The organism is Peribacillus sp. SIMBA_075 (assembly GCF_046534585.1).
Genome location: NZ_JAWRYN010000005.1, coordinates 118,753 through 131,149, shown reverse-complemented (window position 1 = coordinate 131,149; position 12,397 = coordinate 118,753). Strand labels below are relative to the sequence as shown.

Genomic DNA, 12,397 nt, shown 5'->3' with positions numbered 1-12,397 from the left:
TTTGGAAGGTGGAAATATTGACTAAGAAAATAGTATTTACCGGAGGCGGTTCTGCCGGTCATGTATCTGTTAATGCAGCAATCATCCCGGAATTTTTAGAGCATGATTGGGATGTTACTTATATTGGTTCAAAAAAAGGCATTGAAAAAAATATCATCGAAAAGGAATTTCCCGAGGTCCGTTATGAAACGATTTCAGTAGGGAAATTCCGACGTTATCTTTCTGTTGAAAATATGAAAGACCCTTTCCGGGTCATAAAAGGGATTTTTGATGCACGAAAAATCCTAAAAAAGACCAAGCCGGATTTCATTTTCTCTAAAGGTGGATTCGTATCCGTTCCGGTCGTTTTGGCAGGCAGAATGCTGAGAATTCCGATTGCAATCCATGAATCGGATTATACACCTGGACTGGCCAATAAAATTGCCATGCCACTTGCATCGAAGATTTTCACTACCTTCCAGGAAACGGAAAAAGGTCTTCCGAAGGAGAAGGCCATGTATCTAGGAGCTGTATTGCGCGATGGGATTTTTAAGGGAAATCCTTCCGCTGGAAAGGCATTTTGTGGATTCACGAATAACAAACCGGTTTTACTCGTTATGGGCGGCAGCCTAGGAGCTGTAAAAATCAATAACTTGATTACAGATAACCTTGATGCCCTACTAAAGGAATACCAAATTATTCACATTTGTGGTAAGGGAAATGTGAAAAACGAATTGAAACAAAGGGGATATGCTCCCTTTGAATTCGTACATGAAGAATTATTCGATCTATTGGCTGCTGCTGATGTCGTCGTATCAAGGGCAGGTTCAAATTCAATATTTGAATTCCTAGGTTTACAAAAGCCTATGTTGCTTATCCCTCTAAGTGCCAATGCATCCCGTGGAGATCAAATCTTAAATGCTTCAAGCTTTGAAAAACAGGGATTTTGTAAAGTCATTCAAGAAGAGGATCTAAATGAGGGGATCTTTCATGCTACATTAGCGGATTTAGTGAATCAATCGGAAGGTTATCAGGAGAAAATGCGACAAAAACGCCCATTCAAAACGGCAGCGGAAATGTATGAATTATTACTTGAAGTAATGACCGCAAAAAAATAAGTATCAATCCCCTCATTGAAGCATATCTTTTTCGAACAGAGGAGGGGGTAGAATGGCTTATGAATATTCTAAAGGATGGTTCATTCAGCAATTAAAAGCCGCAGGGATTAACTATCATCCAATCGAGAAAAAAAAGCTGGAGCTGTATAAATCATATATTCTAAGACGTTTATATGACGACCTGCAAAAGGATAAATCATAAAAGAACCGCAACGTCATTGACGTTGCGGTTCTTTTATAGGAAATGACTTATAAACGGAAAGAAACAGGAAATGAGGATACCTGCAATAGCCATTGCCGCACCTGCGACTGCCCCGGTAAACTCACTTTCCTGAGCGGCTTGAGCCGTTCCAAGGCCATGAGCGATCGTACCATATGCGATACCACGCGCAAAGGGCATCGTAATGTTTAATTTATCCATCATTTTTGGAGCGATCATCGTACCCAGCACCCCAGTCAAAATGACGAAGGCTGCTGAAATATTAGAATTACCACCATAAAGTTCCGTGATTTCTACTGCGATTGGCACTGTAATTGATTTAACCGCCAATCCTTGGAGTATGAACTGCGGAAGTGAAAATGCTTTAGCAATGGCTAAGGCAATGATCAATGTGACCATAAGACCAAAAATCATGCCGCTGATTGCCGGCATTGCATATTTAACGATTATCTTCCTGTTTTTATAAAGTGGTACGGCCAAAGCAACGGTAGCTGGCCCCAAGAAATAGGTGATGATGTCTTTTCCCGGTGAATAATCTTCGAAGTTCAAACCGCTGATCAGCAGTACGAGAATGATTGTAACCGTACTGAAAAATACGGGCGTAGTAAAAGGTGATGGATGTTTAGCATATATTTTCCTTCCTATGTAATAGGAAAGGATGGTTATCAAGATGCTATATGTTGTGATGAGCGCTGTCATGCCGCTTAACCTCTCCTCTATTGGATAACTTTTGAACAGCCCAAGCCGAAACGATGAATCCCAATATCAGGCTGACTCCCAATGTAAGTGCCAATGGCAAACCAAATTCAATGAAAAGCCATCCCATGGTCATTAAACTGATTGAAATTGGAATGAAGAAAAAGGCTAGGTGCTTTACCAAAAATCCTGAAGTAAGATCGATCCACTCAACTTTTATAACCTTCATCTGTAATAAACTGAATAACAGAATCATGCCGATGACGTTCCCTGGAATAGGTAAATGAAGTAAAGTGGCTAAATAATAGCCGAGCTTGCAAATGATGAGCAGCATGATAAGCTGCACGATAAAAGCAAATGTTTTTTTCATGATTAGGTCCTTTCAATGACTCTTTGAATATATTTTTGAATGGGTCAATTGTATTCATTATAAAAAAATATCCCTGAAATGAATAGGGAATTGTAGTAATCTTTCCTAAACATCCTGTGAAAATGGAAAAAAGAGCTTTCCAATATTGGAAGCTCCTGACCATTATATGAAAAGATAAACAAAGCCATCTTAAAATGCTTTTCGTTTTATGCTTCAAGTAACTGCTGTTCGTCATCATCATGCTGTCTAAGGATATGAAAGGTGTATAAATCTTTCGGGATTTCATACAAATCGAAGATATCTCCTTCATGATTGATCTGATCATAAAGGGACTTTCTTGTTTCGTTGGCATTAACAGCATATGGAAGCTTTTCCGCGGCTTTAATCGAGCGAATATTTTTTTTGCGAATACGCATGAATACCGTTTCCAAACCGAGCTCGAAAAAAAGCTCTTTAAAGAAAGCGTCCTTTGCAATGGCATTATACCCTTTCCCGTGAAAAGGCTTGCCAAGCCATGTGCCTAAGAAACCTGCACCATCTTCAATATCGTATAAAGAAATACAACCGATGGGATTTTCCCATTCATCCAAGATTGTTCGTGAAATGAGTTCCCCAGAATCTTCTGCCTCGATCGTTTGCTTAGTAATGAAAACATATTCTTCATATGAATCTACTTTATGGCGCACGAAAGGGAAGACATCTGGATGCGTCATTTGTTCATAAAGAGAAAAACAATCTGTGAAATCTCTCTTTTTTAACATTTCCGTCCCTCCGTTTGAGGGCAGTTCTTATGCGTAGTCGCTGCCCACCCTCGAAATTTTTTAAGTCGTTCATCAAAAAATTTCGGGGTGGGAATCGAACCCACTAGAACCGGAAACCGGTGGCGCACCATTTGCCTTCCCTATTTTTATTGTCAGAAATTATACAAATCAAAAGACCCTTACGAAGGTATAATACTAAAAAAAAATCGGTTTGGGAATAGGTTTTTTGCCTTTTTTTTTCGTCAAATTTCAACTTTTTTATGAAGGGTGAAATTTGAAGGCAAACGCTTGCTTTTTTTCATGAAAAACTGATTTCTTCGCCCGATTTTTCAAGGGTAACTTGATGCTTCCTTTAAAACTTCCCTGTGAATTGCATGAATAAAATGATCGCCCCGAGGGCCCATACATAAATGGAGAATATTTTGAGTGAACGCTTTTTTAAGAAATCGATCATCCATACTACAGCAATATAACCAAAGATTGCTGCGGCTAGGGTACCAACGAAAAGCGAAGTGACTGGAAGCCGTTGAACTTCTCCTGTAATTATTGGTTTCATCTGAAATACAATGCCCCCCGTAATGGCTGGAATTGAAAGCAAGAAGGAAAAATAAGCTGCCGTGGCCCTATCAAGCCTGCAGAAGAGCCCTGCGGCTATCGTTAGGCCTGAACGCGAAAGAGCAGGCATGATGGCAGCAGCTTGGAAAGTACCGATGATCAGGGCATCCTTAATGGAAATTTCATTAATTGACTTGCCACCTTTTTTTACACCGTCCGCTACCCATAAAATCAGCCCGGTCACTAAAAATTCCCAGCCAATGGTCACCCCTGTTTTTGAAAGGCCATCAAACCAATCCCCAAGTAAAATGCCGGCAATCACTGCAGGGATCGTCCCTGCAATGAGAAGCAGAGTCATTTTGGAGAAAGGGTTTTTCAAAACTGAAATAATGTCATTCTTGTAGACGACCAATAATGCCAGCAATGTACCGATATGGAGCATGGTATCAAGAAAAATGCCGGCCTCGTCAAGATGGAATATATGCCGTCCTAAATATAAATGTCCAGTACTTGAAATAGGTAAAAACTCAGTCAAGCCTTGAATGATTCCAAGGATGAAGGCTTGAAAATCGTTCAGCAAAAAAACATCACTCCATTCTAGAAGGTATGGGACAATCCATTATTTAATCTGTATGCACAAGACGGATGAACATGTTCGGATTTTTCGTTAAATGTATTGCCAATGGGGTTTCATGAAGAAAAGGCAGTCCATTTTTACTTTTTTCGAATATAATGAAAGGAAAATGAAACTATTTTTCAACTGATTCGTAATTATTAATATGAGAGAGGAGGAGAAGACACTATGCCTACTAAAGATGAGAAAGTGTTTGCTGCCCTTATTTATGTAATCAGCTTTTTTACAGCATTTATCGGTCCTTTAGTGATTTGGTTATTGAAAAAGGACTCGTCACAATTTGTGGATTATCATGGAAGGGAATACCTGAATTTTTTCATTTCCTACACTGTATATTCAATAGTTGCAGGGATACTTACTATAGTATTGATTGGATTCTTGCTATTGCCGGTTATCGGGATAGCTTTAGTCGTATTCACCATCATTGCTGCTGTAAGGGCTTATGAAGGAACGGATTACAGGTTCCCCTTAATTTTTAGGATTTTATAGAATGATGTAAAAGGATTCCGTATTCGGAGTCCTTTTTTATATGAACCATGTTGGGAATTGACCTTCATTAAAAAGGGAATAGATCATATTAAAGCGAATAAAGTAATATGATAACAACTTCATTGCACTTTAGGAAGTGAAAGACGGGCGGCTTGTAGTACTGCTAATTAATGTTCGCTTAAGGCGGCAAACTTTCTTGTAAGGGGTGAGGAAAAGAGCAGAATATGAATATACGTGAATATTATCAAAAAACGAGCAATTCAAATTTCAATGCCTCTTGGATATCTCTTGTTTTGGCCGTTGTATTTTTCATTTGCCATATTTTTTCGTTGATACCTGGCAATATATTATTGATAACGTTTCCTTTTATTTTATTTAGTATTGTCCAATTTATCAGTCACAGGATATATGAGAATAGAATTAAGGAATTGCCTGATGAATTCGTCGGGACGAATGCCGGGTTATTAAAAAATGAACATGTTTTATTGACTTTTATGCCAGCACCGACATTGCGGCTGCTTCTCTTTGCACCTGATGGGTCTCTAATGGGCGAGATACGTGATTTGAATATGAAGTGGTTCATGTGGATGATTCCCAATTTCTTGTCGATGCTCCTGGCCAAGCGATATGAACTGGTGGACAATGAGGGGCGCTTGTTAGCCAAGTACCATATCAAAAGAGGGCTTTTCAATAAAATGACGATCATGGATGATCAAGGCGGCCTTATTGGATCGTATCAAGAAAATCGTTCATTCGTGAAGATCAATGGAATGATATATAAGGAAGACGGTACAGAATGGATGCCCATTCAAACGCCGGGGAGTGTGAATTCTTTTGAGATAGTCACAAAAGATGGGGAAAAGATCGTTTCATACCAAGAAGGTTGGATGCCTATGGAATGGGGGAGACGATTCAAGACAAATACCCCCATACTTTCTTTTTCATCCAATGTTGATGAAATCCCTAAAATCATCGTCTTTGGGTTTTGTGCAGCCACTCTAAATCATCGTTCAAATTGACTAGTGTTATCCTTTAGCAAATCCTTTTAATATTTGATATAATTATAGAAGGATACATAGATTGATTACATAATAAAAGGTGGTAAATATGAGTTTACTTAATGAGATTCTTAATTTTAATGAACAGTTTGTAGAAAAAGGTGATTATGTTAAGTATAGAACGGATAAGTTCCCTGAGAAACGTATGGTCATCATAAGCTGTATGGATACTCGGCTCGTTGAACTATTGCCAAAATCCTTGAATATCAAAAATGGCGATGTCAAAATCCTGAAGACTGCCGGGGCAATCGTCTCCCATCCATTTGGAAGTGTCATGCGAAGTATCCTGATTGCCATTTATGAGCTAAAGGCAGATGAAGTATTCGTCATACCTCACCATGACTGTGGAATGGCATCAGTAGATGCAGATTCTGTAGTAGGGAAAATGGTTGAACGTGATATTCCACAGAGCACCATCGATACCCTTGGAGCTGCAGGAATAGATATTCGCAGTTGGCTTCGCGGATTTGATGATGTTTATGAAAGTGTTAAGAAAAGTGTGGAAGTGATTAAAGGACATCCTTTAATACCTAAAAATATTCCTGTACATGGTCTTATCATTTCACCCGATACAGGGAAGCTGGAATTGATAGTCGATGGGTATGCGGAAGAACAAAAATAATATATTTATCGAAGCTGTCGGGATTATTTCCGGCAGTTTTTTTCGAATTTTAAGCAATACTATTTATTTTTATCCTTTTTTTTGATAAAATCGCGAAGTGTAGTTTGTCACTAATACAAACGGGTGGGCGAGGGATAAATTTTATAAGGATACAACATGAAGAAATTAAACTTGGAAACGTTTTTCCACTTTTCAGACTATGGAACGAATGGAAAACGTGAAATCCTTGCTGGAGTCGTCGGCTATTTTACGATAGTCTATATACTCATCGTGAATTCCCTGATTTTATCGGAAGCGGGCATACCAGTTAATGGTGCAGTGATTGCCACGATTCTTTTATCTGCTTTAAGCTGTGTCATGATAGGAATTTGGGCGAATGTCCCAATCCTCCTCGTTCCAGGAATGGGCGTAAATGCCCTTTTTGCTTATACCATGGTTCAAGGGATGGGTCTATCTTGGCAATCGGCGCTTGGTGCTGTGTTTATCTCAGGGGTTATTTTTGTAGTCATTGCTTTTACAAAATACTCTAAGTTAATCAGTGAGTCAATTCCAAGTTCGATAAAAGAAGCCATATCTGTTGGTCTTGGCTTATTCTTGATGCTAATCGGTCTCGAGAAGGGCGGGATAATCACGGGAGGTTCATCATCTATCGTCGCATTGGGAGATTTAAGCGATCCAGCAGTGTGTGCAACGGTGTTAACCTTTTTACTGGCAATCACGCTATTCATCAAGAATGTCCCCGGTAACTTCATGATTACCATCCTGGCAGGTAGCCTTATTGCCTATTGTTTCGGGACGGTTCAACTATCGGAAATCCATTTTTCAGGCATAGACACAGCTTCCTACGGCGATCTCTTCTTTTCATTATCGTTCATGGAAGCGGACCGAATTGAATTCTGGATAAGTGTATTTGCGATGACGATGGTTCTTGTTTTTGAAAATATTGGTCTTGTACACGGGCATGTAGACAGTATCAACCGCCAGGACGCCTATAAAAAGTCGCTGCAGGCGACAAGTGTTTCCGTTTTATTTTCAGGTATATTCGGATCGAGCCCTACCGTTGCAACAGTTGAAACCGCAGCAGGAATCGCATCTGGAGGCAGAACCGGTTTTACTTCAGTGGTGACGGGTTTGCTATTCATTCTATCATTGCTGTTTATACCAGTGATTAAAGTGATCCCTGATAGCGCCATTGCCCCCATTTTAATTATTATTGGCATTTTGATGCTCGGAAACATTAAAAAGCTGGATTTCAGCGATTTAACCGAGAGTATACCTGCAATCATGATCATCACGATCATTCCATTCACATACAGTATCGCGGATGGAATGGCATTCGGTTTCATTCTGTACCCGTTCTTGAAGCTTGTTACCGGAAAGGCGAAAGAAGTGTCAGCCCCGATGTATGTGAGTGCTGGAATGTTTATCGTCTATTTCATCATCAGTATGCTCGGTTAATATTATGGAAGAGCGGTTGGAATGAGTTCTCTCTTATTCCAACCGCTCTTCTTATTGTATATTTTTGACGAAAAAAATGGATTTATTGTGAATTACTCGATGACACATCCATTCTGAAAATGCTATGATATAGAATATTAAAAAATGATAAATGACTAGCAGCATATTAGAGGATGTGACAGGATGATTATTGAAGGTTTAAAAAGCCATGGATCAGGTAATGATTTCTTAATAATTGATGAATTGACTACGGCCTTGACGTTTACTGAAGAAGAGCGAAAAAATTTCGCGAAGGCCCTATGCAATAGGGAAAAGCTTGGAGCGGACGGTATTTTGTTTGTAATGGAAAGTGAACAGGCCGATTGCCGGATGCGTGTTTTTAATGCGGATGGATCGGAAGCTTCGATGTGTGGCAATGGACTTCGCTGTGTTGCGCGTTATGCGAACGACGTTCTAGGGCTCGATAAAATGATTGTGGAAACGATGAAGGCAAATCTACTCGTGGAGAAAACGGAAGATATTTATGAGGGCATCCCGACTTTCAAGGTGGAAATTTCCCCGGTAAGTTTTAATGTAAAGGATCTTCCTCTTGTATTAGCAAAAGAACAATTGCTAAACGAACCAATGCCGGAACTTCATGATACCCTTTTATTTTCGGCATTGGCGGTTCCTAATCCACATTTAATCACGCTCGTCGATAGTGACGTTTTGCAAAGTGATTTGCAGGCAGACCTTTCGACAAAGGTCAATCAACCGAATGCGCTTTTTCCTGATGGTGTCAATGTCAGCTTTGTGAAAGAGCTTGAACCAGGGAGCATTTATGTGCGGACATTTGAACGGGGAGTAGGCTTCACTAATGCATGTGGAACGGCGATGTCAGCTTCAAGCCTAGTAACATGCTCTGTTGGAATTAACTCATTGGAAAGTGAAATATCTGTCTATAATAACGGTGGAAAAGTTAAATGCGTCGTCCATCATGATGAAGAAAGCCAAAAGTATTCAATAGATTTAATCGGGAATGCAACATATGAATTCAAGGTATTGATTGAAATAAACTTAGATCAGCCCGAAAAATTCAAAATGCTTGAAAAACAGGTTTTTGAATCGGAAACAAGCTTATATTCCAAGCTGCAGGATGAAGTTCAAAGTTATTTGAAAACGACATTATAAATTTAAAGACCAACAATTAGTTGGTCTTTTTTTGTTTTAGGAATGACAATACTTCCAAAAAGGCTGGGCCATTATCGACAAGTCTGTAATCCATAAATGGACACCCTTCCCTTTTTAATCTGTTTGGTACGGTTTCAATCGTATAGTCCTTCAACTGGAGACTTTCGTCCACTTCCTTCCAAAACAAAGGTGTGGCCACACCCGCGAAAGAATTTCCGCGTGGGGAATAAGGAACAATTATGGTTTTTCCTTCACTATGCTGTACAAAGTCCAAGTAAAGTCGATTATGCCGATTTATTTTCATTCTTTCCGTCGTAAAATCATTTGGGTTGGAACTGGTTAGGTAGTCGCCGAGAAAGTCGGTGAATATGCGTGTCTCCTGATAAGTAAATCTGTCATCAGGCAGAGGGATGTGAATTTGCAGTCCTTTGTTACCTGACGTTTTTACAAAAGCCTTTATCCTTAATGATTCCATCACTTTTTTAATTTCCTGTGCGGCCTTTATCGCCAATGAGAAAAATTCGATGGAAGGAGGGTCTAAGTCCAGGACGATTTCGTCGGGCCTTGTTTTACCCGCTTTCTGAAATGGGGCGTGGAATTCCAATGCAAGTTGATTACCAAACCAAAGAAGCGTTTCAATATCGTTACACAGCATATACTCGATATCCACATCCATGAACGTTTTAATAAAGTCCGGCGCATAATCAGGTTTGTTTTTCTGGAAAAATCTTTCTTTATCCATAGTGCCATGAGGATAACGGATTGTCGTAAGCAGTTTATCCTTTAAGAAAGGTAAGAAGAAGGATGAAACCTCTCTTAAATAATGGAGGTATTCAACTTTTACCACCTTTTTTCTACCAGTTATCCAAAGCGGTTTATCCTTGGAGGTTATTTGTACAGTATCTGGAAACGTGTACTGGCCTATCACGAATTTCTCCCAGGTGCATTCTTCGGGAGCCGTTTGTAAAAGCCATTGCGAAAACTGAGGTTCACGCAATTCATTTTCCTCATATACGTGTAGGAATTGAACTTCGATGCAAATGGATGGATGGATATAAAAAAATTGTGCATCCTCATCTGATGCATTTTGCTTGATCAGTTCATGCAATATCCCTTTATCTTGAGCACTCAGTCCATTTTTAACACTTCCGATTTTCGTTGCGGCACCTTCTTTTAAAACTGCGAGGGAAACGTAACCATTTTCTTTGTGCAATGCTGTAATGAAACAAGAAACGGTCTTCCAATTTTTCACTTTGATCCAAGATGTAGTACGTTTTCCTTCTTGCCAAGTACCCCGAACTTCCTTAGCGACAACCCCTTCGCCATCTAATAGGATGACCTTATTCAAGGCATTATCCAAAACGTCAAAACTCTCAATTAATTGGATCAAAGCCTTATCGTTGGGGTCAGGCGGCATAGGAAAACCAAGTGCTTCACCCATATTCAGCATCAATCCTCTTCGTTCTTCCATAGGTTTAGCAGCTATGTCCTTTCCGCTGATGCGAATCAGGTCAAACGCAATAAACCGGCATGGCGAAAAATGAGCTTTTTCTGAAATTAAGGATTGTTTCCCAAGGCGCCCTCGCCACTGGATTTGGAAAAAGTCGGCCTTTGCTTGATTGGTAAGCCAAACCAACTCTCCATCTAACTGTAGCGGGAGATAATCTTCCAGGTCCAAATTTTTGATGTACGCAATGATTTCTGGGAATTGTGGTGATAATTCCTTCTCGTTTCGACTCGAGATGCTTATCGTATCGGAGTCTATCGTTAAAATTGCCCTAAAGCCGTCATATTTGACCTCATAACGCCAATCTTTGGAGGTGGGGGCTTCAGGGTAATAGGTTGGCAGCATTGGTTTCATTTAGTTTTACCTCCGCAAATAATTGATTAACATTATTTTGCCAAAAAAACGAAGTGTTAGAGTTGGCAATTGTTTTTTCGGTTTTTTTTGAACAAAGGGGAATAATAAAATTGTTCTTCTCTTTAAAAATAAGTTATGAGGTGACGAATATGCATACGATGTGGAAGGGGAGCATATCATTCGGTTTGGTGAACATTCCGATTAAACTTCATGCTGCAACGGAGGATAAGGATATTTCTTTAAGGACGTTGCATAAGGAATGTCATTCACCGATTAAATACGAAAAAGTTTGTCCGGTATGCCAGAAAGAAGTGGGTAAGGATGATATAGTCCGCGCTTTTGAGTATACAAAGGGAAAATTTGTTGTCTTGGAAGACAATGAACTAGAGCAACTGAAAAAACAAAACGAAGAAAAAGCCGTGGAAATTGTGGATTTCGTTAAAATAGCAGAAATAGATCCCATATATTTTAACCGGAGTTATTACATGTCGCCTAATGATGGAGGGATAAAAGCTTATTCCCTTCTGAGACAGGCCCTCAAGGAATCGGATAAGGTAGGGTTAGCGAAAATCATCATACGCTCAAAAGAACAAATGGCGGTAATTCGAGTCGTTGATAATACCTTGGTGATGGAAACGATCCATTATCCGGATGAAGTTCGTTCAACAGCGGATGTACCGAATATCCCTGCTAATGATACCATTGTAAAAAAGGAAATAGATACTGCCGTGTTATTGATAGATCAATTAACGACTACTTTCGATCCGGCAAAATACACCGATGATTATCGAACCGCATTACTTGAATTGATTGAATCGAAGAAAACGGGACAAACGACGATTACAGCCAAAACAAAAGAGCCAGTTTCCAACAATGTAACAGATTTAATGGAGGCTTTACAGGCATCCATTGACCGAACGAAACATGATGAACCGGAAAAGAAAAAGACGACCCGAAAGAAAGCGGCACCGAAAAAAAAGAAACAAGCATAAAACAGGAAGCTGAGCGGAAGACGCATTATGTCGCTCGGCTTTTTGCTCGTTTTAGCCAAGGGAATGGCAAGATTATGAAAGACTTTACAAAGAAATAATTCGTTAAAATTACATAAGTAATGCATGTACAAATAGGTATTGGATCGATATGTCCCGATTAATGGGATTAAAAGAAAATAGTGGATGAAAATGAAGGCAAAAAAATTCGCTCCCTAAAGAGCGACAATGAGGAATTCAATCGTGAAAATCAACATATAGGCGAACGGTTGTAGTTTTCGACTATATATTGTGTTCATATTCTACCATATTTAATTCTGAAATAGCAACAAAATTACTAAACTATCCTATGATTTTTTCTGGAAATCAATGATATTCGACCGCTTAACGGATCATGGGGGATTTTGTATGTTCCGA

At 39.5% G+C, this 12,397-nt stretch carries 13 protein-coding genes; 8 read left to right on the top strand and 5 right to left on the bottom strand.

Annotated elements, in window-relative coordinates; genetic code table 11:
* Window positions 1-17 precede the first annotated feature (17 nt).
* Both SB775_RS06455 and SB775_RS06450 read left to right on the top strand, forming a co-directional pair.
* On the top strand, window positions 18-1,097 hold the full coding sequence (locus tag SB775_RS06455) for an undecaprenyldiphospho-muramoylpentapeptide beta-N-acetylglucosaminyltransferase (RefSeq protein WP_410860928.1): 1,080 nt from the start codon (window positions 18-20) through the stop codon (window positions 1,095-1,097).
* Window positions 1,098-1,149: 52 nt separating this feature from the next.
* Window positions 1,150-1,299 carry a DUF2639 domain-containing protein gene (locus tag SB775_RS06450; RefSeq protein ID WP_089364016.1) on the top strand — a complete coding sequence of 50 codons (150 nt, stop codon included), beginning with the start codon at window positions 1,150-1,152 and terminating at the stop codon, window positions 1,297-1,299.
* 33 nt (window positions 1,300-1,332) lie between these two features.
* Here SB775_RS06450 and SB775_RS06445 read toward each other — a convergent pair whose 3' ends face one another.
* The 4 genes from SB775_RS06445 to SB775_RS06430 all read right to left on the bottom strand — a co-directional run bounded on the left by SB775_RS06445 (window position 1,333) and on the right by SB775_RS06430 (window position 4,276).
* Complete coding sequence (locus SB775_RS06445) at window positions 1,333-2,016, bottom strand: LrgB family protein (protein ID WP_081108829.1); 684 nt, start codon at window positions 2,014-2,016, stop codon at window positions 1,333-1,335.
* Window positions 1,991-2,383, bottom strand: coding sequence for a CidA/LrgA family protein (locus tag SB775_RS06440; RefSeq protein ID WP_410860926.1), 393 nt, complete (start codon window positions 2,381-2,383; stop codon window positions 1,991-1,993). The genes SB775_RS06445 and SB775_RS06440 overlap by 26 nt, the downstream gene beginning before the upstream one ends.
* A 206-nt stretch (window positions 2,384-2,589) precedes the next feature.
* Entirely contained in the window at window positions 2,590-3,144 is a 555-nt protein-coding gene (locus SB775_RS06435; RefSeq protein WP_061463563.1) for a GNAT family N-acetyltransferase, read from the bottom strand.
* Window positions 3,145-3,496: 352 nt separating this feature from the next.
* Window positions 3,497-4,276, bottom strand: a complete 780-nt coding sequence (locus SB775_RS06430) for an undecaprenyl-diphosphate phosphatase (RefSeq protein ID WP_410860972.1) — start codon at window positions 4,274-4,276, stop codon at window positions 3,497-3,499.
* Between the two features lie 225 nt (window positions 4,277-4,501).
* Between SB775_RS06430 and SB775_RS06425 the strand changes: the two genes are divergently transcribed.
* From SB775_RS06425 to dapF, 5 genes are all read left to right on the top strand, one after another.
* Window positions 4,502-4,822 (top strand): DUF4870 domain-containing protein, encoded by a 321-nt coding sequence (locus SB775_RS06425; RefSeq protein ID WP_061463562.1) that lies wholly within the window; start codon window positions 4,502-4,504, stop codon window positions 4,820-4,822.
* A 224-nt stretch (window positions 4,823-5,046) separates the two neighbouring features.
* Entirely contained in the window at window positions 5,047-5,841 is a 795-nt protein-coding gene (locus SB775_RS06420; RefSeq protein WP_410860924.1) for a hypothetical protein, read from the top strand.
* Window positions 5,842-5,929: 88 nt separating this feature from the next.
* The gene (locus tag SB775_RS06415; protein WP_061463560.1) at window positions 5,930-6,502 is read left to right on the top strand and encodes a beta-class carbonic anhydrase; all 573 of its coding nucleotides are present in this window, start codon (window positions 5,930-5,932) and stop codon (window positions 6,500-6,502) included.
* A gap of 156 nt (window positions 6,503-6,658) precedes the next feature.
* Window positions 6,659-7,960 carry an NCS2 family permease gene (locus tag SB775_RS06410; protein ID WP_089364012.1) on the top strand — a complete coding sequence of 434 codons (1,302 nt, stop codon included), beginning with the start codon at window positions 6,659-6,661 and terminating at the stop codon, window positions 7,958-7,960.
* A gap of 183 nt (window positions 7,961-8,143) precedes the next feature.
* Window positions 8,144-9,130, top strand: coding sequence for a diaminopimelate epimerase (gene dapF, locus SB775_RS06405; RefSeq protein WP_061463558.1), 987 nt, complete (start codon window positions 8,144-8,146; stop codon window positions 9,128-9,130).
* Between the two features lie 16 nt (window positions 9,131-9,146).
* On the opposite strand, the gene ligD is transcribed toward dapF, so the two are convergent.
* Window positions 9,147-10,991, bottom strand: coding sequence for a DNA ligase D (ligD, locus tag SB775_RS06400; RefSeq protein ID WP_410860921.1), 1,845 nt, complete (start codon window positions 10,989-10,991; stop codon window positions 9,147-9,149).
* 149 nt (window positions 10,992-11,140) lie between these two features.
* Here ligD and ku point away from each other — a divergent pair, with 149 nt between their 5' ends.
* A complete protein-coding gene (ku, locus tag SB775_RS06395; RefSeq protein ID WP_410860919.1) occupies window positions 11,141-11,983 on the top strand; it encodes a non-homologous end joining protein Ku in 843 nt (280 codons plus the stop codon).
* The last annotated feature ends 414 nt before the right edge of the window (window positions 11,984-12,397 follow it).

Excerpts from the sequence above, each read along its gene's own strand:
- SB775_RS06450 (WP_089364016.1), top strand. The coding sequence starts at position 1,150 with ATGGCTTATGAATATTCTAAAGGATGGTTCATTCAGCAATTAAAAGCC.
- SB775_RS06445 (WP_081108829.1), bottom strand. The coding sequence starts at position 2,016 with ATGACAGCGCTCATCACAACATATAGCATCTTGATAACCATCCTTTCC.
- SB775_RS06440 (WP_410860926.1), bottom strand. The coding sequence starts at position 2,383 with ATGAAAAAAACATTTGCTTTTATCGTGCAGCTTATCATGCTGCTCATC.
- SB775_RS06435 (WP_061463563.1), bottom strand. The coding sequence starts at position 3,144 with ATGTTAAAAAAGAGAGATTTCACAGATTGTTTTTCTCTTTATGAACAA.
- SB775_RS06425 (WP_061463562.1), top strand. The coding sequence starts at position 4,502 with ATGCCTACTAAAGATGAGAAAGTGTTTGCTGCCCTTATTTATGTAATC.
- SB775_RS06420 (WP_410860924.1), top strand. The coding sequence starts at position 5,047 with ATGAATATACGTGAATATTATCAAAAAACGAGCAATTCAAATTTCAAT.
- SB775_RS06415 (WP_061463560.1), top strand. The coding sequence starts at position 5,930 with ATGAGTTTACTTAATGAGATTCTTAATTTTAATGAACAGTTTGTAGAA.
- SB775_RS06410 (WP_089364012.1), top strand. The coding sequence starts at position 6,659 with ATGAAGAAATTAAACTTGGAAACGTTTTTCCACTTTTCAGACTATGGA.
- dapF (WP_061463558.1), top strand. The coding sequence starts at position 8,144 with ATGATTATTGAAGGTTTAAAAAGCCATGGATCAGGTAATGATTTCTTA.
- ligD (WP_410860921.1), bottom strand. The coding sequence starts at position 10,991 with ATGAAACCAATGCTGCCAACCTATTACCCTGAAGCCCCCACCTCCAAA.
- ku (WP_410860919.1), top strand. The coding sequence starts at position 11,141 with ATGCATACGATGTGGAAGGGGAGCATATCATTCGGTTTGGTGAACATT.